The organism is Neobacillus bataviensis LMG 21833 (assembly GCF_000307875.1).
GTDB lineage: Bacteria > Bacillota > Bacilli > Bacillales > Cytobacillaceae > Neobacillus > Neobacillus bataviensis.
The window spans coordinates 1-22,615 of sequence record NZ_AJLS01000038.1; the positions used below are offsets into that span (position 1 = coordinate 1).

Annotated in this window: 20 protein-coding genes; 19 read left to right on the forward strand and 1 reads right to left on the reverse strand. The window is 36.1% G+C overall.

Translation table 11 applies throughout. From position 1 onward, the window contains the following. The first annotated feature begins 406 nt into the window (after nucleotides 1-406). Nucleotides 407-1,306: an arginase gene (gene rocF, locus BABA_RS05065; protein WP_007084063.1), complete on the forward strand. Its 900-nt coding sequence runs from the start codon at nucleotides 407-409 to the stop codon at nucleotides 1,304-1,306. Between the two features lie 38 nt (nucleotides 1,307-1,344). On the opposite strand, the gene BABA_RS05070 is transcribed toward rocF, so the two are convergent. Continuing rightward, the gene (locus BABA_RS05070; protein WP_157273109.1) at nucleotides 1,345-1,497 is read right to left on the reverse strand and encodes an aspartyl-phosphate phosphatase Spo0E family protein; all 153 of its coding nucleotides are present in this window, start codon (nucleotides 1,495-1,497) and stop codon (nucleotides 1,345-1,347) included. 233 nt (nucleotides 1,498-1,730) lie between these two features. Between BABA_RS05070 and sigW the strand changes: the two genes are divergently transcribed. The 18 genes from sigW (at nucleotide 1,731) to BABA_RS05150 (ending at nucleotide 22,482) form a co-directional block, all read left to right on the forward strand. After that, entirely contained in the window at nucleotides 1,731-2,294 is a 564-nt protein-coding gene (gene sigW / locus BABA_RS05075; protein ID WP_007084065.1) for an RNA polymerase sigma factor SigW, read from the forward strand. 17 nt (nucleotides 2,295-2,311) lie between these two features. Continuing rightward, on the forward strand, nucleotides 2,312-2,932 hold the full coding sequence (locus BABA_RS05080) for an anti-sigma factor family protein (RefSeq protein ID WP_007084066.1): 621 nt from the start codon (nucleotides 2,312-2,314) through the stop codon (nucleotides 2,930-2,932). A gap of 167 nt (nucleotides 2,933-3,099) precedes the next feature. After that, nucleotides 3,100-3,927, forward strand: coding sequence for a diadenylate cyclase CdaA (cdaA, locus tag BABA_RS05085; protein WP_007084067.1), 828 nt, complete (start codon nucleotides 3,100-3,102; stop codon nucleotides 3,925-3,927). Then, nucleotides 3,920-5,149, forward strand: a complete 1,230-nt coding sequence (locus BABA_RS05090; RefSeq protein WP_007084068.1) for a CdaR family protein — start codon at nucleotides 3,920-3,922, stop codon at nucleotides 5,147-5,149. Before cdaA ends, BABA_RS05090 begins: the two co-directional genes overlap by 8 nt. Nucleotides 5,150-5,187: 38 nt before the next feature. Further along, nucleotides 5,188-6,537 (forward strand): phosphoglucosamine mutase, encoded by a 1,350-nt coding sequence (glmM, locus tag BABA_RS05095; RefSeq protein WP_007084069.1) that lies wholly within the window; start codon nucleotides 5,188-5,190, stop codon nucleotides 6,535-6,537. Between the two features lie 478 nt (nucleotides 6,538-7,015). Beyond that, nucleotides 7,016-8,818 carry a glutamine--fructose-6-phosphate transaminase (isomerizing) gene (gene glmS, locus BABA_RS05100; RefSeq protein WP_007084070.1) on the forward strand — a complete coding sequence of 601 codons (1,803 nt, stop codon included), beginning with the start codon at nucleotides 7,016-7,018 and terminating at the stop codon, nucleotides 8,816-8,818. Nucleotides 8,819-9,643: 825 nt separating this feature from the next. Further along, a complete protein-coding gene (locus BABA_RS05105) occupies nucleotides 9,644-11,944 on the forward strand; it encodes an ATP-binding protein (RefSeq protein WP_007084071.1) in 2,301 nt (766 codons plus the stop codon). Continuing rightward, on the forward strand, nucleotides 11,937-12,089 hold the full coding sequence (locus tag BABA_RS27180) for a hypothetical protein (protein ID WP_157273110.1): 153 nt from the start codon (nucleotides 11,937-11,939) through the stop codon (nucleotides 12,087-12,089). Before BABA_RS05105 ends, BABA_RS27180 begins: the two co-directional genes overlap by 8 nt. 147 nt (nucleotides 12,090-12,236) lie before the next feature. Next, nucleotides 12,237-13,229: a hypothetical protein gene (locus tag BABA_RS05110; protein ID WP_235749584.1), complete on the forward strand. Its 993-nt coding sequence runs from the start codon at nucleotides 12,237-12,239 to the stop codon at nucleotides 13,227-13,229. Between the two features lie 51 nt (nucleotides 13,230-13,280). Continuing rightward, the gene (locus BABA_RS27975) at nucleotides 13,281-13,505 is read left to right on the forward strand and encodes a hypothetical protein (RefSeq protein ID WP_235749586.1); all 225 of its coding nucleotides are present in this window, start codon (nucleotides 13,281-13,283) and stop codon (nucleotides 13,503-13,505) included. Nucleotides 13,506-13,582: 77 nt separating this feature from the next. After that, nucleotides 13,583-14,185, forward strand: coding sequence for a hypothetical protein (locus BABA_RS05115; protein WP_007084072.1), 603 nt, complete (start codon nucleotides 13,583-13,585; stop codon nucleotides 14,183-14,185). A gap of 769 nt (nucleotides 14,186-14,954) precedes the next feature. After that, nucleotides 14,955-15,506, forward strand: coding sequence for an RNA polymerase sigma factor (locus BABA_RS05120; RefSeq protein ID WP_040345345.1), 552 nt, complete (start codon nucleotides 14,955-14,957; stop codon nucleotides 15,504-15,506). After that, a complete protein-coding gene (locus BABA_RS05125; RefSeq protein WP_007084074.1) occupies nucleotides 15,499-16,257 on the forward strand; it encodes a hypothetical protein in 759 nt (252 codons plus the stop codon). The genes BABA_RS05120 and BABA_RS05125 overlap by 8 nt, the downstream gene beginning before the upstream one ends. Nucleotide 16,258: 1 nt before the next feature. Then, entirely contained in the window at nucleotides 16,259-17,134 is an 876-nt protein-coding gene (locus BABA_RS05130) for an ABC transporter ATP-binding protein (RefSeq protein WP_007084075.1), read from the forward strand. A gap of 5 nt (nucleotides 17,135-17,139) precedes the next feature. Next, nucleotides 17,140-18,402, forward strand: coding sequence for a hypothetical protein (locus tag BABA_RS05135; RefSeq protein WP_007084076.1), 1,263 nt, complete (start codon nucleotides 17,140-17,142; stop codon nucleotides 18,400-18,402). Nucleotides 18,403-18,413: 11 nt separating this feature from the next. Further along, on the forward strand, nucleotides 18,414-19,556 hold the full coding sequence (locus tag BABA_RS05140; RefSeq protein WP_007084077.1) for a DUF2254 domain-containing protein: 1,143 nt from the start codon (nucleotides 18,414-18,416) through the stop codon (nucleotides 19,554-19,556). Between the two features lie 1,677 nt (nucleotides 19,557-21,233). Further along, on the forward strand, nucleotides 21,234-21,758 hold the full coding sequence (locus BABA_RS05145) for a sigma-70 family RNA polymerase sigma factor (RefSeq protein ID WP_007084078.1): 525 nt from the start codon (nucleotides 21,234-21,236) through the stop codon (nucleotides 21,756-21,758). Then, nucleotides 21,751-22,482, forward strand: a complete 732-nt coding sequence (locus BABA_RS05150; protein WP_007084079.1) for a hypothetical protein — start codon at nucleotides 21,751-21,753, stop codon at nucleotides 22,480-22,482. The genes BABA_RS05145 and BABA_RS05150 overlap by 8 nt, the downstream gene beginning before the upstream one ends. The last annotated feature ends 133 nt before the right edge of the window (nucleotides 22,483-22,615 follow it).

Below are 22,615 nucleotides of genomic sequence, written 5' to 3' on the forward strand. Positions count from 1 at the left end.
GATCCCGCTAGGCTCCACCATCACACTACATATTTCGCCTTAAATCAGATTGCTGATTTAAGGCTTTTTTAATTTTGATATATGGAAAGTTCTTTAACGTAATGCTAAGACGTGGCAATGCATGTATGTTACCTTTTTTTAGTGAAAGAACCTTTTTGGTCACGTAGAGTCCTTCTACGAGCCCTTTTTCTAATTAATAGAGCCATTCAGTCACGTAGAGCCCTTCTACGTGACCAACTGTTAAATAACAAAGTCTTTTCGGTCACATAGAACCAGTTCGTCTGCATCGTCGTTATTTGCAATCCAAATTCAACGACGCATATATATACATTATTTTGTCGAGTTGAGTCAATTGTATGAAAGCGGTTAAAATAGTACTTATCAAGGGCTAGGGGGAATACACACGATGAGTAAGAAGCTATCAATTATTGGAATGCCGATGGATTTAGGTCAGATGAGACGAGGAGTAGATATGGGGCCGAGCGCCATCCGTTATGCGGGGATTAATGAACGATTAACACCCCTATTTGATGAAATTCATGATTTAGGTGATATTCCAATCGGGAGACCGGAAGTGGTGGTCGATCAAGAATCTAACCTGAGGAATTTAGATTTAGTAGCTGAAAAAACTGCTATGCTTGCTGAAAAAGTTGATGAAGCAGTACAATCAGGCTCATTTCCACTAGTACTAGGCGGCGACCATAGTATTGCAATTGGTACCTTGGCTGGTGTCTCCAAGCACTATAAGAACCTTGGCGTAATTTGGTATGATGCTCATGGTGATTTGAATACGGCTGAGACAAGCCCTTCGGGAAACATTCATGGGATGCCGCTAGCAGCGAGCATTGGGTTAGGTCACACAAAATTAGTAGAAATCGGCGGCTATTTTCCTAAAGTTAAACCTGAGAATGTCGTGATTATTGGTGCAAGATCACTTGATGAAGGTGAGCGAGTGTTAATTAAAGAAAAAGGGATTACAGTCTATACCATGCACGAAATTGATCGAATGGGGATGGCGAAAGTCATGGAAGAAACCATTGCCTACCTAAGGGAAAAAACCGATGGCGTACACTTGTCGCTTGATTTGGATGGTTTAGATCCAAGTGAATGTCCTGGCGTTGGGACACCTGTGATGGGCGGAATAAGCTACCGTGAAAGCCATTTGGCAATGGAAATGCTTGAAGAGGCAAAAATTATTACTTCAGCAGAATTTGTGGAAGTAAACCCAATTCTAGATGAAAAGAATAAGACAGCTTCTGTTGCAGTTGGATTAATGGGCTCACTATTCGGTGAAAAACTTTTATAGGAAAAAGCGGCAGCTGTATTCAAAACAATGCAGCTGCTTTACTTTTCTGTTAATTGATTTAATAAATGATCTAATCTTTGACTCGTTTCAATTACTTGTTTATTGTTTAATGATGTTTCAGATGCTAATCGAACCATTTTGTCTCGGCAAATTTCAATTTCTTCTTTTAATCCGCGAAATTGATTACCCATTTTAATTACCTCAATTCTATTTTTATTCTGCATTTACGAGCAAACTTCTGCAAATGAAAGATGCACCCCAATGTATTATCTGTATCTCCATGTGGAAAAACTTTAAACTTATATTACCCAACTATAGTAAATTTTTGTTAATATTATAGGTATTGAAAGATTTCGCCCAAAACGAAACTTTTTCGCTAGCGATTCGTAGTATCGTATAGCAGCATTGGAGCTGAGGAAATTTAATGGAAGCTATTGTAAAAAAAAGAATAAAACAAGTCATCAAAGGAGATCAGGATGCCTATGGTGAAATCGTTGAAATATATAAAAATAGTGTCTATCAGCTATGTTTCAGAATGCTTGGGAATCGGCATGAAGCAGAAGACATGGCGCAGGAGGCATTTATCCGAGCCTTTGTGAATATCAGAACCTTTAATCAGAATTTAAAATTCTCTACATGGCTTTTTCGGATTGCCACAAATCTATGTATTGATCGAATGCGAAAAAAGAAACCGGATTATTATTTAGATGCAGAAGTAGCAGGAACAGAAGGGTTAACGATGTATTCGCAGATTCCTTCTAAAACACCGTTGCCGGAGTCGGAAGTAGAAAGTTTAGAGCTGCATGAAAATGTGCAGAAGGAAATTTTAAAACTGCCGGAAAAATATCGATCCCCGATTGTATTAAAATATATTGAAGAGTTGTCCTTAAATGAAATAAGTGAAATTCTTGATTTGCCCCTCGGAACGGTAAAAACGCGAATTCACCGTGGCCGAGAAGCGTTAAGAAAACAATTACGTTATGTGTGATAAGAGGTGAACCGTACATGTGTCCAGAACAAATCATCGAACTAATGCATGAATATTTAGATGAAGAAATTGAACCTGAAGAGGAACAAATACTGAGGGAACACCTCCAAAGCTGTAAAGAATGTGAAATGATCTTTAATGAATTAAAAAAGACCGTTGCTTTTGTCAAAAGTCTTTCACATATGCAGGCTCCCCCAGATTTTACAGCCCATGTTTTGGCACGTCTGCCGAAGGAAAAGAAAAAGGTTTCGATGCAGCGTTGGTTAAGGAATCATCCTATGCTCGCCGCAGCCTCGGTGTTCTTAATTTTAATGATGGGAAGTTTATTTTCCACCTGGAGCCAGGATCGGGAGTTTTCAGTTTCGAAACAAAAAAATTTGATTGTTAAAAATAATACGGTCATCGTTCCAAAGGGAGAAACGGTCAAGGGTGATGTCGTTGTTCACAATGGAAAATTGAAAATAGAAGGCGAAATCCAAGGTAATGCAACAGTCATTAATGGTGAAAAGTATCTAGCCTCAGCGGGGCACGTAACAGGCCAAATTGAAGAAGTGAATGAAGTATTCGACTGGATTTGGTATCAAATGAAACGGATCTCACAAGAAGTGATTGATGTCTTTGACCAGCCGGAAAACTAATGAGTAAACAAATCACTCTATTGCGAGTGATTTGTTTTTTTAAACAGTTATGTATTGATCGAAAAGCTTCGTGGAAACCCATAGCTTTAGATATGGGAATACTCGTGTTATAATAAATTGGTTGTATTCACCATTATTAGTTTTTAGAAAGTTACGGAGGAAGAACAATGCAGTTTGCTGATTTCACTGTATGGAAGTATCTAGCTAGTATTGTTGATATTGTCCTCGTATGGTATGTCATTTACAAACTGATTAATGTGATAAGAGGAACGAAGGCTGTTCAGTTATTAAAAGGGATTCTCGTTATTCTTCTTGTCAGAGTAGTCGGTGGGTGGCTTGGCTTAACGACATTAAGCTTTATGATGCAGCAGGCCATAAATTGGGGATTTCTTGCCGTTATCATTATCTTTCAGCCTGAGCTTAGAAGGGCACTTGAGCAATTAGGAAGAGGGCGTTTCTTTTCCAGCAGTAGAACGCAGGATGATGATAATCAGGAAAAAACAGTCGAAGCCATTGTGAAGGCGACGGATTATATGGCAAAGCGGCGAATTGGGGCTTTAATCTCAATTGAACGAGAGACAGGTATGAGCGATTACATAGAAACGGGTATCCAGTTAAATTCTAATATTTCTTCAGAATTGCTCATTAATATCTTTATTCCAAATACACCGCTCCATGATGGTGCGGTAATTATTCAAAAAAGTAATGTTTCAGCAGCAGCATGTTATCTTCCCTTATCCGAAAGTCCGTTTATTTCAAAGGAACTGGGCACGAGGCATCGCGCTGCATTAGGAATCAGTGAAGTTACCGACAGCGTGACAGTTGTCGTATCGGAAGAAACAGGTAATATCTCTTTGACAAAGAATGGCGAATTGCATCGAGATATAAAATTAGAGGAATTAAAAGAAATACTTGCGAGGGAAATGGTGATACAAAACAAAACGAAACAGGCTTCTTCAGCTCGTTGGAACTGGAGGGGGAAAAATAATGGATAAACTGATGGATAACCGATGGTTTATAAAGATCCTTGCCTTGTTGTTGGCGGTCTTGTTATATTTTTCTGTACCGTCATCTAAGGGAAAAAATTTTTCCGATGTCAATGTCCCGGGTAAGCAAACGACAGAGACGATCAAAGCTATGCCCGTTAAGGTTTATTACGATGTAGAAAATTTAGTGGTATCTGGTATTCCTAATACCGTTGATATCACGATCAAAGGTCCTATTTCACATGTCCAATCTGCTAAGACATTAAAGAACTTTGAGGTCTATGTTGATTTAACAAATGCCAAGATTGGCAAGCAAAAGGTAAATATAAAAGTAAGAGATTTATCAGATAAACTGAAGGCGACTATAAAACCAGCCAGTGTAAATGTGGCGATTCAAGAAAAGATTACGAAGGAATTTAAAGTAGAGGCCGAAATTAATTCAGGCCAAATTGAAGACGGCTATTCGGCCGGAGCACCAATTATCGAACCTAAAAAGGTGAGAGTCACAGGTGCTAAAGATATTATCGACCGGATTACCTATGTGAAGGCAACGCTTGATGAAAAGAGTAAACTGTCAGAAACCACGACGAAGGAAGCCCGGATTCAGGTACTGGACAAAGTATTAAATAAGCTGAATGTCACCGTCGAGCCAGAGACAGTTAAGGTGACAATTCCCATTAAAAGTAACAGCAAGACGGTTCCTATTAATGTGGTGAATAAAGGAACAGCTCCAGCAGGCGTCACGATTGAGTCAATTGAACTGGATGAAAAAGAAGCGACCATTATGGGGAATGAAGAGGTTTTGAAAAATACGGAAAGTGTCCGAGTGGAAGTGGATCTTAGTAAAATTTCCGAAAATACCACACTGACTTTACCTGTCATCATCTCAAACGGGATTACAAAGGTAACCCCGCAAACGGTTAAAGCAACGGTAGTAGTCAAAAAGCAAGAAGAGAAAACTGTCTCAGGAATACCATTAAACGTCCGGGGATTACCGGATAAATATAAAGCGGATATAAATGACCCGGCAAATCATACGATTAGTTTAGTTGTAAACGGTCCAAGCGGTACAGTCGCGGGACTAAGACAAGAAGATTTTACTGTGTTTATTGACGTGTCAGGGTTAATAGAAGGAAGTCATGATGTAAAAATACAGGTAGAAGGCCCGTCCGATATTAATTGGAAACCTGATAAATCATCTGCGAAAATTACGATAACAAATAATGCATAATATTCAGCAATTCATATGTTGAAGGAGAGATTTTTAAAATGGGAAAATATTTCGGTACCGATGGGGTACGCGGTGTTGCGAATAGCGAATTAACACCTGAAATGGCCTTTAAATTAGGCCGCTTTGGCGGTTATGTATTAACAAAGGACAAGGATCGTCCGAAGGTACTAATTGGCCGTGATACACGCATATCAGGACATATGCTTGAGGGAGCTCTTGTTGCAGGTTTACTTTCTATTGGTGCAGAGGTAATGCGCGTAGGAGTTATCTCAACTCCAGGTGTTGCATATTTGACAAAAGCATTGGGAGCCCAAGCAGGTGTTATGATTTCTGCTTCACATAATCCAGTGGCGGATAACGGAATTAAATTTTTCGGACCGGATGGTTTTAAGCTATCGGATGAACAAGAGGATGAAATTGAAGCGTTAATTGATTTACCGGAAGATCAACTGCCACGGCCAACGGGGGCAGACCTTGGTCAAGTTATGGATTATTTTGAAGGTGGGCAAAAGTATCTGCAGTACTTGAAAAATACGGTTGAGGAAGATTTTTCAGGCATCCATGTTGCCTTAGATTGTGCACACGGTGCAACATCGTCGTTAGCCAGCCATTTGTTTGCTGATTTAGATGCTGATTTGTCTACAATGGGCGCGTCACCTAATGGCTTAAACATTAATGAAGGCGTGGGATCTACACATCCCGAAGCATTGGCCGCTTTGGTTAAAGAAAAAGGCGCAGATGTCGGACTTTCTTTTGATGGCGATGGCGACCGTTTAATTGCCATCGATGAAAACGGAACAATTGTAGATGGCGACCAGATCATGTACATTTGTGGGAAGCACCTGAAAGAACAAGGCCGCTTAAAGCACGGTACGATTGTTTCAACCGTAATGAGCAATCTTGGTTTTTATAAAGCCCTTGAAACCCATAGCATCCATAGTGTACCAACAGCAGTAGGTGACCGCTATGTGGTGGAAGAAATGAAGAAGAACGGCTTTAATCTTGGCGGGGAACAATCAGGTCATATTATATTTTTAGACTATAATACAACAGGTGACGGCCTATTATCAGGAATACAATTAGTCAATATTATGAAGTCGACCGGAAAGCCTTTATCAGAGTTAGCCGGCGAAATGAAGAAGTATCCGCAAAAGCTTGTAAATGTTAGAGTCACGGATAAACATCATGTGACGGATAATTCAAAAGTAAAAGAGATTATTGAACAAGTGGAAGCGGAAATGGCTGGAAACGGGAGAATTCTTGTCCGTCCATCCGGAACGGAACCGCTTGTCCGTGTCATGGCAGAAGCAGCAACAGAAGAATTATGTGCATCCTATGTGGATCGCATTGTTACGGTAGTAAAAGAAGAGATGGAATTAAAAGAATAATATCTAATGAATATGCATAGGGGAACTTAAAGTGTCCCTTATGCATATTTTATTATGTATTATTGTTTTTGAATAAAAGTGTTACCGTTTATTTTTTTGTTGACGGACGACTGACAAATCATGTAAAATTAATCTGCTATGCTGTTTAAATAGCAAAATGGAACCATTTTACCTTTGAAAGGAGGGCAGGAGAGAAGCTGTATTTAAAAGCGCCTGAACTAATCTTCAGTGGTTAGATTAGTTGACGAGGTGGAGGTTTATCGAAAATTCGGCGGATACCTCCCGGTTGGAGACGCACAACCGAAAATTTCGTCTTTAAAACACAGAGGCAACTCTGTGCACAAAGAGAGGAAAATGCGCATACTACCAGTAATGTTTAAAAAGGTATAGACAGATACCTAACAAAAAAACAGAGATAAGGGGGCAAGACTGCCCTCAGAAAGCAACTTGCCCACTGTATTAGGGAGGAACAAGAAAAATGTGTGGAATTGTTGGATATATTGGTCAGGACGACTCGAAAGAGATTTTATTAAAAGGCTTAGAGAAGCTTGAATATAGAGGCTATGACTCCGCTGGGATAGCTGTGAAGAATGAGAATGGCGTTCACGTTTTTAAAGAAAAAGGCCGCATTGCGGATTTGCGCATGATCGTTGATAAGGATGTAATGGCGAATATCGGAATTGGTCATACCCGCTGGGCAACACACGGGGTACCAAGCAAAGTGAATTCTCATCCCCATCAAAGTGCAACCGGACGCTTTACCCTTGTTCACAACGGTGTAATCGAAAACTATGATCTTTTAAAGCGTGAATATTTAACAGACGTTGATTTTATCAGTGAAACAGATACAGAAGTCATTGTTCAATTGATTGAGCTGTTTGTAAACGAAGGCTTAGAGGTGATCGAAGCTTTCCGCAAAACATTGACCCTTTTACACGGTTCATACGCGATTGCGCTTTTAGATGAACAAAACAGTGAAACCATTTATGTTGCAAAAAATAAAAGTCCGCTGCTTGTTGGATTAGGTACTGATTTTAATGTGGTCGCAAGTGACGCGATGGCTATGCTACAAGTAACAAACCAATACGTAGAACTTATGGACAAAGAAATCGTTCTTGTGACAAAGGATCATGTAACGATTCAAAATTTAAATGGTGACATCATTAACCGTGAGCCATATACAGCAGAACTTGATGCTAGTGATATTGAAAAGGGCACATACCCACACTATATGTTAAAGGAAATTGATGAGCAGCCGCTTGTGATGCGTAAAATCATCCAAACATATCAAAATGAACAAGGGCAATTAGTAATTGACCCACCAATTATCACTGCTATGAATGAATCTGACCGAGTGTATATCATTGCAGCAGGGACTTCGTATCACGCGGGTCTTGTTGGCAAACAGTTCATTGAAAATATGGCTAAGCTTCCTGTTGAAGTTCATATTGCCAGTGAATTTGTTTACAATATGCCGCTTCTAACGAAGAAGCCGTTGTTTATCTTTATCTCACAAAGTGGAGAAACAGCTGACAGCCGTGCTGTGCTTGTGAAAGTGAAGGAAATGGGTTATCGTACATTAACAATTACCAATGTTCCTGGATCAACTTTATCGCGTGAAGCTGATTATACACTATTGCTCCATGCCGGCCCTGAAATTGCGGTTGCCTCTTCGAAAGCCTATACTGCACAATTAGCTGTGTTAGCTATTTTAGCTGAAGTAACAGCGAAAAGCCAAGGAATTGCCGTTGACTTTGACCTGATTCATGAGCTTGGGATCATTGCTAACGCAATGGAAGTCCTTTGTGATTCAAAAGAGTTGTTCGAGCACATTTCAAGAGAATTTTTATCAGTTACTCGTAACGCTTTCTTCATTGGCCGTGGTGTTGACTACTATGTTTGCCTAGAAGGTGCCTTGAAGCTGAAAGAAATTTCTTATATTCAAGCAGAAGGTTTTGCCGGAGGCGAATTAAAGCACGGTACCATCGCTTTAATTGAAGAAGGTACACCGATCATTGCTCTTGCTACCCAAGAAAGTGTCAACCTAAGTATTCGCGGAAACGTTAAAGAAGTCGTTGCCCGCGGAGCAAACCCATGCATCATTTCGATGAAGGGTCTTGAAATGGATGAAGACAGCTTTGTCATCCCAGAAGTACATGAATTATTAACACCACTTATCTCTGTCATTCCAATGCAATTAATTGCTTACTACGCAGCACTGCACCGTGACTGCGATGTAGATAAACCGCGTAACCTTGCTAAATCGGTAACGGTTGAGTAGAAGGAAAGTATGTCTTAAATTTGTTGTGTCCCTATATAAAATTAAGGTTCCTTAAATAAAGATAACGGTTCTTAAATAAAAATAATGTTCCAAATCCGAAGGTTTTCCGGTACTTTTCCCGGCAGACCTTCGGTTTTTTTGTGTGAAATTCGGTAGGGTTCCAATCGTAATCCAATCCCACTTTCAATCAAAATTCAATCCGAATCCAATCGTTTTTTTCAATTCCGTATTCCTCCAATTCCTTGTCCAGTAAGGGTCCAGTCTAACTCCAGTTCTTTTCAGTTGGTTACCCCACGCTATTGAATCGGTAACCTTTCCAGTGTTTTTCCTCACTCATTAGAATCAGAAAGTCCTCAATCATCTACTCTGTATTCGTCTATTCTGGGAACGTAATTTTTTTATCAAAATCAATGCAAAATCGGTACAATTTTGGGAGAAAATTGGCAAAAAGGCGGGAACGTAATTATTCTATAACAGAAAATGGAATGGGTATTGAAAGGGGCGTGGACCCTTGTGAGAGAAGGGGTTGAGGGGAGTGAGAAGGGGAAGGGGCGGTGGAACGTAATCTTTTGATGGGGACATAGTAGACGGGATGGGACTTTTGAAATAGAGGTAGGATTCGAATGATGTATGAAAAAATAAAAAAACTAAAGGAATATGTCTGTACAATTTGGGATTCTCTTTTGTCTGTATCCAAAATGTCGAAAAATGTTAATAAATGTTTGAATATTTAGTGTTCCAGTTATGTTTGTAAAACTTTTCCTGTAAAATAGAAATTGACAACAGGCAAAATATTTTAGAAAAGGGAAAAGGCGGGGGGATAGAATGATAGAAAAGATTAGGATTAAGGAAGTTGCTTCTTATGATTCTACAGGAATTGAGGTGAATTTGGGTAAGATCAATTACATTTATGGAAGTAATGGTACAGGAAAGACTACTATTTCTGAGATGTTAAGAAATAGAGACAGAGAGAAGTTTTCTTCTTGTGGCATTGAATGGAAACCAGGCGTTACTGACTTTGACATGTTTGTTTATAATAGGCATTTTGTCGAGGAAAATTTCAATATACGCAGTGATATTAAAGGCATATTCACTTTAGGCAAAGAATCTACTGAGATTTTAGCTTTAATTGATCAAAAAAAGCAGGATGCTGAAAAACACCAGGGGCGGATTGGAAATTTAGAAAATAACATAAAGCAAAGAACAGGGCAGTTAGAAACCTTAAAAACAAATTATACAAATCAATGTTGGGATTTAAAGCAAAAATATGATGAAACTTTTAAAGAGGCATTCACGGGTCTTCGTAATAATAGAGAGAGATTTATGGAAAGGTGTTTGGATGAAGCCGGAAATAACAGCAATGAACTGTTTACATTTGAAGAATTAAAAAGCAGAGTAGCTTCTGTCTTTAATGGCCCCCAAGTAAAAGTTGGAGTAATTTCAACAATTCACTATGATAGTTCCATAGAGGAACAATCTATATTTCAAACAAAAATTATAGGTAAAAAAGATATAGATATTGCTAGATTGATTTCCAAGCTAAACATCAGTGACTGGGTGCAACAAGGACATAAACACACAGAAGGAACAGATAGTATATGTCCATTTTGCCAACAAGAACTACCAATCGGTTTTAAGGAAAAGTTGGATGAGTATTTTGATGAAACATACACTGAACAAATACAAACTCTCAACTACTCCATAGAAAAATATAAAGGAGAAACGATTAGCTTTTTTGAACGCATCCAATTTCTTATCGCTGAAGACGTACCTTTTATTAATAAAGAGAAAGTAGCTTCCCAATTTGAAATAATGAATTCAACATATAAGGAAAATATTCAATTACTTGAAAAGAAGGGAAATGAACCAAGTAGAAATGTTGAGTTAAGTTCAATAAGAAGTTACGTTGAGGAAATAAAATCATTGGTTGAAAAGGCGAATATTCAAATAGCAGAATTAAATAGGGTAATTGATAATATCAAAGCAGAAAAAGCAAGGTTAGTAAAAGATATATGGCGATTTATCGTGGAAGAAAACAAGAGTAATAATGAATATTACATAAGTAATTTAAGAAAAGGGAATAGAGCTATTGATGGACTGGAAAAGGGGATTGTCCAACAAGGGGAATACAAAAAGGGGCTAGAAGAAGAGGCTATTGAACTTCAAAATCAACTTACGAGCGTTTTACCTTCTATTAATGAAATTAATACGCTTCTTAAATCATTTGGTTTCACAAATTTCCAGTTAGCAGAATCTGATGAACGGGGTAATTACAAGATTGTAAGGGAAAGCGGTGAAGATGCAAACGAAACGTTAAGTGAAGGAGAGAAAACCTTTATTACCTTCCTCTATTTCTATCAGCTTATTAATGGAAGTAATGATCAGGACAAAGTAAATACAGCAAGGGTAGTTGCGATTGATGACCCGATTTCTAGCCTAGATAGCAATATACTATTTATGGTAAGCAACCTGATAAATAATTTAAAGAAAAAGGTAAGGAGTAAAGATTCGAACTTTAAACAATTGATAATATTGACCCACAATGTTTATTTCCATAAGGAAATTTCTTTCAATAAAAGCATGAGTAATAAAAGGCAGCCTGATGAAACATTTTGGATTATCAGGAAGACTGGTAATATATCTCGCATTAGTTGGTATGAAGAGAATCCCATTAAGAATTCATATGAACTACTTTGGAAAGAATTACGGGAAAATCCTAATTCAATAACAACACCAAATATTATGAGAAGGATATTAGAAAATTACTTTAAGTTCTTCAGGAACGTTGATGTTAATGAAATTGTTGAAGGGTTTCCTGATGAGGATAAAGTGGTATGTAATTCGTTACTTTCTTGGGCTAACGATGGTTCACATCATGTGAACGATGATTTGTATGTAGATAGCAATCCAGAACAGAATAAGATCTATTTTGAAGTATTTAGAAAGATCTTTATTAATTCTAATCATAAATCTCATTTTAACATGATGATGGGGGACTTTATGATTGATGTTGAAGGAGAGTCTGCCGAACGAGAAGCTACAAGAGAAATCCAATTAGCAGTGGAGCAAGCTGCAGCTAGTCAGGAGCAGGTAAACAACTATAGAAGGGGTGAGGTATATGAGTAAAGAGTGTGAATTCTGTATGTGCCAAAGTAATAAGGGCGTACATGCCGTCGAAGGGGAATTTGGATATTGGCTGTATTGTACCGAATGTGATAGAAAGATAGAAGATGAATTTCATTATTATAATGAACCGGATGACATCTACTAGATTAAAAATGCTTTCCTATAATTAGAACACTACACGTTTTGACAAATGAACGAGGTATATTGTGAGAATGTGTAGTCCAACATAATAGGTGTTAAAATTGGCGAGCGTTGGACATTATTTACCTTACTAGAATATGGGGAGATTGAGATGGACAAGAGAATAAAAGAATTAATTGATATTACAAGAGAAAAATACTGTTTACACGAATATTATTTACATACATTTGACATTCATCGTAATACAACAATTTTCAAAGATACGGTTTATAGACTAAGCATGGAATGGTTTCCAAATCATATTAAAAATTGGGATGATGAAACCTATAATCCAGAAGGGACAGCATGTATTGAGATAGACATCCATTCAAGAAAGACAAAACATGTGATTTTTAGTGAGGGAATATCAACTGTTGATGGTATGACGTTTGATTTGAATAACAGGGATGAAATTATCAAGTGGATTGAAAAGGAAACGGGTCTGATTTATGGAAGGCAGTTTGAGTTCTGGAAGGAAGAAGAAAGGGAGCTTCATTTCAAGGAATGTATAGATGGGGTTGCAGTTTCTCCGTCAGGTTATATTGAATTTAAACTGGATAAAGAAGGGAAACTCACCTTACTTTCTGTTTATGGACAGTTTCCTTCTGAAAAACTTGTAAAACAAGAAAAGTATATGCTTTCTCTTGAACAAGTAGAAGAGTTAGCTAAGGAACAATTGAAGTTAATTGAGTTTCCAGTCATTGAACAAAAGAAGATCGTTCCCGCATTTGCAATCGAGGAGATTTATATTAAGAATGATTGTTCTTCTACTTTGCCTTTTGAATTTATTGTAGATGATAAATTTCCTTTGCGAATGGACAAAGTGATAGAGTGGGATGATCCTATTCAAAAAACTTTTCACGGAAAAATATTATCTCTTGTTGAAAATGTCACACCAGAACAAGCATTTTGGTGTGAACCACATCCAGATTTGCAGCCAATAACAGAGGACGAAATTAAAAAGTGTATCAGTACCATTCGGAAATTTTTAAGTCAAGAATACACGAGTGATTCAGGAAAATGGGCATTAATGTCGCTATGTCGAGATAAGGGATACATCCATGCAACATTAAAGGTAAAGGAACAGAAAGAGCGTGTATTTTAACGAAAAATGAAGCTATTCATTGACTCGGACACTTATGAAGTATTGAATTACATGGATAATAAGCCGTTTCTAAAAATGTATATGGATTTAAAAGAAGCAGAGGAAATAAAGGTTACAAAAGAGGAAGCATTTGAGAAATTAAAAGAATTAATAGAGCTAACACCATATTATGTATATGATTTTGAGCAAGGGTACTATGTATTATGTGGAAAGTTAGATAGTCACTATGCAGTAAAGGCGTATAACGGTGAAGTTGTTGAATTGAGCGAATTGTAATAAAAGCTGTTCTCTCAACAAGAAGCTCATTTTAACGGATTAAAATTATCTTAATTATTTATCTTGGAGGCGTGAATATGAAGCGAATGGCATTTCAACCACCAACAGATCACTACAATGAACAGATAGAATCAATAGATGAACAAATTTGTCATTTAATTAAGCAACGAAAGGATCTTTCGAATAATAATCCTGGTTTTCCAACTAAACACCTTATTGCAAGTTGGTCAAAAAAATATAATTTTTATGAGGATTTTCTAAACAGCATCTTTTCAGATTTCCTACATGAAGAAATATATAAACCAATTGTAGAGCCAAAAGGATTTCTTAAAAATGTACCGATATTAAAGTCATTTGAAAAAGACGATACATTTTACTCGGTAACTTTTATACGACAGTTTGGAAATGCAAGTGTTGTTCATTTGAATATTGATAGCAACTCTACTGATGACGTATCTGAGTGGCATCAGCGAGAACATACCCATTTTGAACTATCAATAGAAGGTGAAAAGACACATTATGATTGTCGAAATGATGGCGGTGGAGGAACGATGGGACATGAAACCTTTACTTTCATTGTAACGCCTGCATTACCCGACGATACCTCGAAGATTAAATTAGTCTTTAAGGAGTATAAAGTACCATTCCAAAAACCGACTGGTTTCGAATTTATTATATAAAGGGGAAAACTAATTTAGCTAATTAAACCACTCATCTTCTAGCTCACTATGGGCTTTGATGGAAAACGGTGAAAACCTATACTAAATCATTATCCTTTAATCTTTTTCTATTGTGTCTCCCTGTAACTCCCTTGGTTCCCATGTAACTTTGTTCTTCCCTGATGGAACTCAGTTGGTTTCCAAACGGGAAAGAGTCGGGGGAAAGCAGAGAGCAGTCTATTATGTATTCAGCTTTCAATCAAACGTTTGTTTAATTACAAAACCAATAAAAATCCAAGGCTGGGTCCAATGTGATCCAGTCCTTTTTCTTTTATCCAATAATCATTTAATCTCCGGTCCAATCTTGTCCAATAGTGTGATCGGTTGTTTTTCAATCATTTTCTATACAGTTTGGAAGAACACTGGATAGAAGAAAGGGTTCGGTTAGTAAACAAACAGTATTTCAATCAGATCCATTAGAAACGTTCTTTATTTACAATATTGTATTTAAAATAAAGATTCGATGTTTGAAAAAAAATTAAGATGTTTTCCCCCTTTGATAATGGCTTTTTTAAAAGGGGTTATTATGGTGAAAGAAAAAGTATTTCCGAATCAAAAGGAGCATTAGGAAAAATGTTGAGTAACAATAGAGGTGTTCTACAATCGGTCCTATTGTGGAGAATATAATGATATATTAAATTTTTTTGTGAAATACCCAAACTATTTTTGAACTTTTTACGGATATAATTATAGGGCGTTAATGATTATTGAGGAAGCAAGTGGTGGAAGTATGGATAATGATAAGCGTTTGATTATAAAAATAAAGCGAAACGCAAGTGATGCTGCAGCGAACGAACTTATCTCGAAATATTACAAAGAGATGTATGCCTTCGTTTATAAGCAAACCCTCGATACAGAATTGTCGCTAGATCTTACTCAGGAAATTTTTATAATTGTGTTGAAATCAATTCATAATTACGATAGCAAAAAGGCAGCGTTTCGAACTTGGCTTTATAAGTTGGCATCTAATCGGCTAATTGATTATTACAGGTCGAAAAACTACAAAGAAGCACAACGAGTAGAACCAATCGAAGATTACGAATTTGAAGACGAATATGATATGACTATTTCGCTGGAGTACAGAGAGGATTTTGAAAAGGTTACTGCTCTTGTTAACGAGCTTGATCCAAGTTCTCAGCAAATCATTCGACTAAAACTATTCGGGGAATACACGTTTCAGGAAATTGCATTGATCGAAATGATTCCAGAGTCGACGGTGAAAACGAAATATTATGCCGCATTGAAACTAATTAGAAAAGGAATGGAGGTTCACCATGGATAAAGAAAAATTTCATATCCCTTTTCCGGATGAACGAACAATACAGAACCAAATTAAGCAAATTGTCGCTTCAGGCGTAAAACACAATGATTCTTTTCTTAGTTATTTAAAATCAATGTATCGACAAATCGGGATTAGACAATTAATTTCAGAACGTTCTGAGCTTGTTTTTATCCTATTTATAGCAGTCAATTTGCTAAGTGTTTTACTAATTAAATCAGGAACTCTACTAGGAGAAGTGGAAAATTTGTATGCCTTTATTTTTCTGATCTCACCAGTTTTATTTATCGCCCTTTCGGTATACACCTATTCAAATAAAATCATGAATGCTACTTATGAAGTCGAAATGACGTGTAAATATAATGTTTATCAAGTCATAGCATTCAGGATGCTTGCATTTAGTATCATAGCTATTTTGGTCAATTCACTGACAATATCCATCATGGTTATGGCATATAATAATGTTCAATTTATTAGGGCATTTATGATTTCCACTACAGGATTATTCATCTTTTCCATTGTTTTTTTATATACCTTGATGAAAAGACGTACAACAATTGTCGTGGCTATGACTATCTTTGGGTGGGTAATGGGAAATCTCCTTTTAATTTTCAAATTCAACAAATTGTATAGTGACATTCTAGTCAATATGCCGTTATTTGTTTATGCGATTGTCTTATTTGGCTGCATTTGCATTTACTTTAATTTTTTAAGTAAATTGATTCATTTTAAACATACGGAGGGAGCTTTTTAGCATGATTATTGTAAAAGATGTAAGCAAACAGTACGGGGATTTTTGTGCCTTAAACAATATCAATCTGGAATTCACATATGGCGTATATGGCTTACTAGCCCCAAATGGTGCGGGGAAAACTACGTTGATTAAGATGCTTGCAACTCTAATTTTTCCAAGTAAGGGTGAAATCCTATATGAAGGTAAAAACATCCTTGAGATGGACGAAGAGTATCGAGCTTTACTTGGCTATTTGCCGCAGCAGTTTGGTTTTTATAAAAATTACACACCAAAGCAATATTTATTATATTTAGCTGCCTTAAAAGGGATTGGAAAAAAGGATGCAGTGAATATTATTGAGGACCTATTGGAGAAAGTGGCATTAAGCGATGTTACGAATAAAAAAATGAGGAAATTTTCTGGAGGAATGATTCAGCGTGTTGGAATTGCACAAGCACTATTAAATGACCCCAAAGTCCTAATTCTGGACGAGCCAACTGCGGGACTGGATCCAAAAGAGCGGGCAAGATTTCGTCATTTACTCTCTGAATTAGCTAGGGATCGACTTGTTATTATTTCAACTCATATTGTATCTGATATTGAATCAATCGCCAATGAAGTAATCATGATAAAGAATCAAAGTATCCTTTACAAAGAGTCTGTTGAAAAAATTTGTGAGTCCCTAGAAGGGGCTGTTTATGAAACAGCGATTAGTTATGAACAATTAGATGAGTTTAGAAAGCAATATGTCATTCTTTCCGAAAGGCAAGAAAAGGGCAATATGAGTGTTCGCTTTATTCATAAAGGTGAAAGGGAATCAGAATGGCAATTAGTAGTTCCTAATTTAGAAGACGTATTTCTGTATGAATACCGTGATGAAATACAAGGGGAAGTGTGAGTTAAATGAGAGTAATTTTTTATGAATGTAAAAAGGCATTTACTTCGCTAATTCTCATTATGCTTATTCTTATATTTACTTCTTTCAATATCTTTACAATTTTTAGTAATGCAGATTTTAAAGAGGAATTGAAAGTTGCTAACGAGTTAGCTGGAACATATGGAGTTAAGATAACCGATGAATCCTTACAAAAACTCAAAAAGGATCTACAAAAAGACTTGATAAAATTAAATCAAATTACAAGAAAACACACTAACCAGCAATTTAGCAGTGTTAAAGAATTTTTTGATAGTTTTCATTATAAAGACCGCAATCTATATAGCGATGGGGAATGGAATACTCTAACTAAATTTCTGTTGAAAGAGCAGTATTTGAGCTTAGCAGAAAATATCGACAGCGAATATGAGAATATGGACTGGAAACAAATTGCTAAGACTAGAACTGAGATGTATGGATTAAGTGGCAGTGCTGAAAAGACTTTACAAAATGAATACGATAAGCTCTCAAAACGTTTCGAGGAAATGAAAGAAAATGGTGAACATAAAGAGTGGTTTTTCATAGGTGAGCAGTATAAGATGCACAGCCTTTTGTTCAGAACCATATTTGGACATATGATTTTTGAATCAATGATTATAATTGTGTTAGCAACGGCTTTAATAACAAATTTTGAATTTGAAAATAAAACACATCTTGTTATGTATCCCACAAAAAGGGGACGACGGTTGATGAAAGATAAGGTTGTCGCTTCCTTGATAGTGGCGACGGCGATTACAGCATTATTGATATTGATTACTCTTGGTACTTACTTTTTTGTGTTTGATTACTCTTATTTATGGGGCAGTTCGATTAGTAGTGCGTTGAACTGGGAATATACTTTACCATATATAGCATGGTGGAATCTATCATTTTTATCCTTTCTTTTTTGGAGCATTCTACTTGTCTATGTGTGTATGCTTCTATTTTCAATCATTACTTTTTCTATTTCTATTATTGTGAAAAATAGTTATTTTACCTTCTTTATTTTTGCTGCTTTTTTCGCAATAGCTTTAATGGTGCCAGGCTATATGCCTACATCGTCACAAATGGTTATTACTTCCTCATATACCCTATCAACACTTGTATTGAATCCACATATGTTCTTTATGGGAAATGCCGGGCTAACTATGGACAAATATTATGAACTAATTACAGTGGTCGTGTGGACTTTGATCTCCATGATCTTGTGTTTTTACTGTCTAAAAAGATTTAACAAACAGGAAATTTATTAAGGAGAAAATTTATGCAGATTTTATTACATGAAATTAAGAAGATTCTAACCTGGAAAATGCTTATTTTACTTATTTTTGTCAATTGGATTGTCTACTTTCTTTTTATTGAATATGACGTTAATTATTTTACGAATGGAAAAAATGATTCCTATCGTATAGGGATTGAAATGGTCAATAAGTATGGGATAGATATGGACGAGAAGGATTTTTTGGATTTTAAAAGGGTTTATAATGAGGAAGTAGAAAAAGCGAATCATTATTTGCAGTCAAAAAAAGCATTTGTGAATGCAGGAATGGGAACGTATGAGAATTTTGAAAATAATTATGATCCAAATAATAAAGAGCAGAATGCACTTTATCAAAAGGTCTTTTTCGAGGATAGAGTTAAAGTGTTTTGGGAACTTCAAGAACGAGAACGGTTGATAGAACATTTTGAGGATAAAGAAGTTCTTATGGCAAATGAAAGAAAATATGCAAAAGATTACCAACGAATTCGATATGATGAATTAATAGGTTCCGGGTATTATCCAGTGTATTCGGGAGTAGCCATAGAGAACTTTGAAAGATTTATTAAGAACGTAGCTATTGCCATTATTTTAAGCGTAGTGCTTCTTTTATCGCCAATCTTTATAAAGGATCGCTATAGACGGTTGCAAGATTTACAATATACAACGAGAAAAGGACGGAATCTATATAAGACAAAGACTGTGGCGGGACTGATTTCCGCCTTTATGGTAATGACTATCTTACTCATTATTTATTTCAGTCTTTATTCTTTACATCATATATCTATATCCGTATTTTTTAAAGTGCCAGTTCATATGTTTAGTGGGCTTACGTATTGGTACGATCCGACATTTTTTCAGTATATTGTGCTTACGGTTATAGCTATATACATTTTAGGATTTGTTTTCTCACTATTAGCGATGTCCTTCTCAAGCATAATGCCAAATTATATATCCCTAATCGGTATTCAAATCCCATTTGTAATGGGTATTCTCATATTTGGATTAACCTATTTGCTTTGGCATATCATAAGCATTAGGATGCCTCAATGGGTCGTTCCGATATCGTATAGTGTCATGCTTGTAGTTAGTGTAGCGTTTATTTTTCTAATATGGCAGAGAGAGAAAAAGTACGATATCGTTTTATAGAGGCTAGCATAAGGCGACTAACAGTCGAACGCTACTTCTGTTAAAATAAAACAATTTGCAGTTGTTTTAAGGGCTTATAACTGCAATTTTTAGTTTTATTTATTATTATAAAATTGCCCAAAAATTCTACTAATGGGAAAGGCGTTTAATATTGAATCAGATAATGAATAATAAATAGTAAAGATGATAGTGGAGAAGTATGGGTTAAAATTGCCCAAGGCGATATAAGAAAGAGAAGGGAAGGAAAAGAGCAGGCGAGCAATATGTACTAAATTTTGATTCAATCGTAAAATCAATACAAATTCAGGCTGGGTCCAATACAAATTCAGGCTGGGTCCAATACAAATTCAGGCTGGGTCCAATAGTGATCCAGCCTTTTCTTTTGCTCAATATCTGTCCAATCCTTTGTCCAATAAGGATTTTAGTAGTCTCTCCAATCCATAAATCCACAGGATTTCCAATCTGTATTCAGTGTGTTTCCTAACTGTATTAACCATTCCAGGTTGCTGCACTTCCGGTCTTTTCTCCATATTCTTTCCTCCATTACGGGAACATCCATTTAACATTGTCAAAATATTGAATACAAGCAAGAACGGAAAAAAAAGAGGGCAAAAATGGGGGTTAATCAACTTCAAGAAGAACAATGTGAATTTCAGTTAATATGGGAAGGGAATGGTTCGATATAAAAGGTATTTCTTAATTCAGTATTCTTCCATCTACTATATCTCCCTGCATTATAGTTGGTTCCCATGCTATATAGTTCTTCCCAACTGTCACATAGTTGGTATCCAAACGGCAAAGGAAGCGAGAAGAGCAGCGGGCAGATCTTTATGTAATCAATCGTTATTCAATCAGTTTTTTCAATCATAAATCAATCAGAATTCGGGGCGGGTCCAATAGGACTTCGTCCCTTTTTCTTTTGCACATTATTCCTCCAATCCCTTGTCCAATAAGGGTTTAATCATCCCTTCTCATTCTTTTCTTTCTTCCATTCTGTTGTTTTCCTCACTGTATAAACCCGTAGGGTTCCAGTTGTTTTTCAGGCATTTTCCAATGGTTTTGTTTCACTTTTTCCATTCTTTTCTCTTGATTCTTCCATCCATTCCGGGAAGAACTTAATTACATAGTCGGAATATTCCGTACAACCCAGAACGGAGAAAAGAGGAGGAATAGAGAAAAAAGATGTATTTGAGGGGAGAACTTTTTAGCAGAAAAAAGAAGGAGAAAAGAGGGTGTGGAGCCTTGAGGGAGTAAGGTTTGAGAGGGATGGGGAATGAGAAGGTGGAAATTCCAACTTAATAACAGGTAAATATGTTGTTGGAAGACAACAAAGTCGGGTACTAATGCAATTTGACAAAAAGGGATTTGAACAAAAAATTTCTATCCAATAAGACCCAATCCAATAAATATAGGATTGGGTCTTATTCATTCAGTTCGGACAGAGATACTAAAAGTAAGTGATTTTAATTTTTTTGTATATATGTAATTACCAAGGGTAGATCTTGTTCAACAGTGTAGTTTAGTGCAGAAAGGAATCATAAAAAAGATAAATTAACAAACTAATTTAATCGTCCTTTTTTGGACGGTTATTTATTTTTTAAAAAAAAATTAAAAAGGTTTGAGCCAAATTTATTTTTCAATTGTCTAATAGATGTAAGACAAAATAAGAGAGGGTGAATGGCGATCATTAAGTTAGTAAAAAGGGCTCAAAAGGGTGATGATAGAGCCTTTTTGAAACTTTTCCAAAAATACGAAGAAGATATTTATAGGATGGCTTATGTATATGTCAAAAATGAAAGTGATGCATTAGATATGGTTCAAGAAGTGGCGTATCGTTCTTTTAAAAAGATAGATACATTAAAAAATCCAGAGTATTTCAAGACATGGTTAATAAAAATAGCCATCACTTGTTCTATTGATTTAGTTAGAAAAAACAAAAAGGTAATTCAACTAAAACCAGAGTATGAAGAGTTTATTGGTTCTGAAAGTGATGATGTCCCTCTTTCAGTTACTCTTCAAGAATTACTAGATCGGTTGAACGAAGACGAAAAAAGTATTGTCATTTTAAAATTCTATGAGGGTTATTCATTTAAAGAAATAGCAGATTTGTTAAATATGCCTTTAGGAACGGCAAAATCGACTTTATATCGTGCATTAGGCAAACTTCGTAAAGAATTTAAGGAGGCTGATATTTGTGAATAATATTAAACAAAGGTTAGATAGAATTGAGATCCCAAAAGAATTACACGAAAGATCAAAACTTGGTGTAAAAAGAGCGAAATTAGAACAACCAAAAAGAAAATTAAAAAGTCCCTTAGTTGCAGCGGTAATGGTTACTGTTTTGGGCTGTGGTTTCCTGCTTTCGCCTACGGGTCAAGCGATGTTTGAAGGTTTATTTCAAATATCAAAATTTGAAAAAAGTGCAAACAACGAAGAGATATCTTTTGGTTATCATTTTGATAACCTAGATATTTATGAAGAAAACGATTATGATTCTTTAAATGAAATAGAAGACACTTTTAACGTGAATATTCCTTTTCCAGAACAACTATTAATTGAAGAAACAAACAAAGAAACAATAGAAAATAGAGTTTCAACTGATGAAAATGGGGATTTATCTTCTTACCGATATAATTTATCTACACCAAAGAGAAGTTATAGTGTCCTTGCTACTAGCATTGTTGATGCAAAAGCAAAATTTTCAGCAGAAACAACTGATGGAACTGGAATTGAGAAAGATATTATGATTAATGGTGTTTCATCAAAGTTGTTAGGGATTAAAGAGATAGACGGTTATACAATTTATATAGAAAACGAGAACTGGAAATTGATTATCTCTTGTTTTGACCGTGCAAGTAACTTAAAGGGCGTGTCAGATGTAAAAGAAGAAGAAGTCATCAAAATAGCTGAAAGTATTAAATGGTAGTAAAATTAAGGGTTCTTAAATAAAAATTACGTTCCAAAAACGAAGGTTATCCGGTATTTTTCCGGCTGGCCTTCGTTTTTTTATTCCAAAATCGGAATATAGAAAACGCATCGAACCAATAGATTCGATGCGC

Bases quoted from the DNA above. Each gene is read 5' to 3' on its own strand.
- rocF (WP_007084063.1), top strand. From the start codon at position 407: ATGAGTAAGAAGCTATCAATTATTGGAATGCCGATGGATTTAGGTCAG.
- BABA_RS05070 (WP_157273109.1), bottom strand. From the start codon at position 1,497: ATGGGTAATCAATTTCGCGGATTAAAAGAAGAAATTGAAATTTGCCGA.
- sigW (WP_007084065.1), top strand. From the start codon at position 1,731: ATGGAAGCTATTGTAAAAAAAAGAATAAAACAAGTCATCAAAGGAGAT.
- BABA_RS05080 (WP_007084066.1), top strand. From the start codon at position 2,312: ATGTGTCCAGAACAAATCATCGAACTAATGCATGAATATTTAGATGAA.
- cdaA (WP_007084067.1), top strand. From the start codon at position 3,100: ATGCAGTTTGCTGATTTCACTGTATGGAAGTATCTAGCTAGTATTGTT.
- BABA_RS05090 (WP_007084068.1), top strand. From the start codon at position 3,920: ATGGATAAACTGATGGATAACCGATGGTTTATAAAGATCCTTGCCTTG.
- glmM (WP_007084069.1), top strand. From the start codon at position 5,188: ATGGGAAAATATTTCGGTACCGATGGGGTACGCGGTGTTGCGAATAGC.
- glmS (WP_007084070.1), top strand. From the start codon at position 7,016: ATGTGTGGAATTGTTGGATATATTGGTCAGGACGACTCGAAAGAGATT.
- BABA_RS05105 (WP_007084071.1), top strand. From the start codon at position 9,644: ATGATAGAAAAGATTAGGATTAAGGAAGTTGCTTCTTATGATTCTACA.
- BABA_RS27180 (WP_157273110.1), top strand. From the start codon at position 11,937: ATGAGTAAAGAGTGTGAATTCTGTATGTGCCAAAGTAATAAGGGCGTA.
- BABA_RS05110 (WP_235749584.1), top strand. From the start codon at position 12,237: ATGGACAAGAGAATAAAAGAATTAATTGATATTACAAGAGAAAAATAC.
- BABA_RS27975 (WP_235749586.1), top strand. From the start codon at position 13,281: ATGGATAATAAGCCGTTTCTAAAAATGTATATGGATTTAAAAGAAGCA.
- BABA_RS05115 (WP_007084072.1), top strand. From the start codon at position 13,583: ATGAAGCGAATGGCATTTCAACCACCAACAGATCACTACAATGAACAG.
- BABA_RS05120 (WP_040345345.1), top strand. From the start codon at position 14,955: ATGGATAATGATAAGCGTTTGATTATAAAAATAAAGCGAAACGCAAGT.
- BABA_RS05125 (WP_007084074.1), top strand. From the start codon at position 15,499: ATGGATAAAGAAAAATTTCATATCCCTTTTCCGGATGAACGAACAATA.
- BABA_RS05130 (WP_007084075.1), top strand. From the start codon at position 16,259: ATGATTATTGTAAAAGATGTAAGCAAACAGTACGGGGATTTTTGTGCC.
- BABA_RS05135 (WP_007084076.1), top strand. From the start codon at position 17,140: ATGAGAGTAATTTTTTATGAATGTAAAAAGGCATTTACTTCGCTAATT.
- BABA_RS05140 (WP_007084077.1), top strand. From the start codon at position 18,414: ATGCAGATTTTATTACATGAAATTAAGAAGATTCTAACCTGGAAAATG.
- BABA_RS05145 (WP_007084078.1), top strand. From the start codon at position 21,234: ATGGCGATCATTAAGTTAGTAAAAAGGGCTCAAAAGGGTGATGATAGA.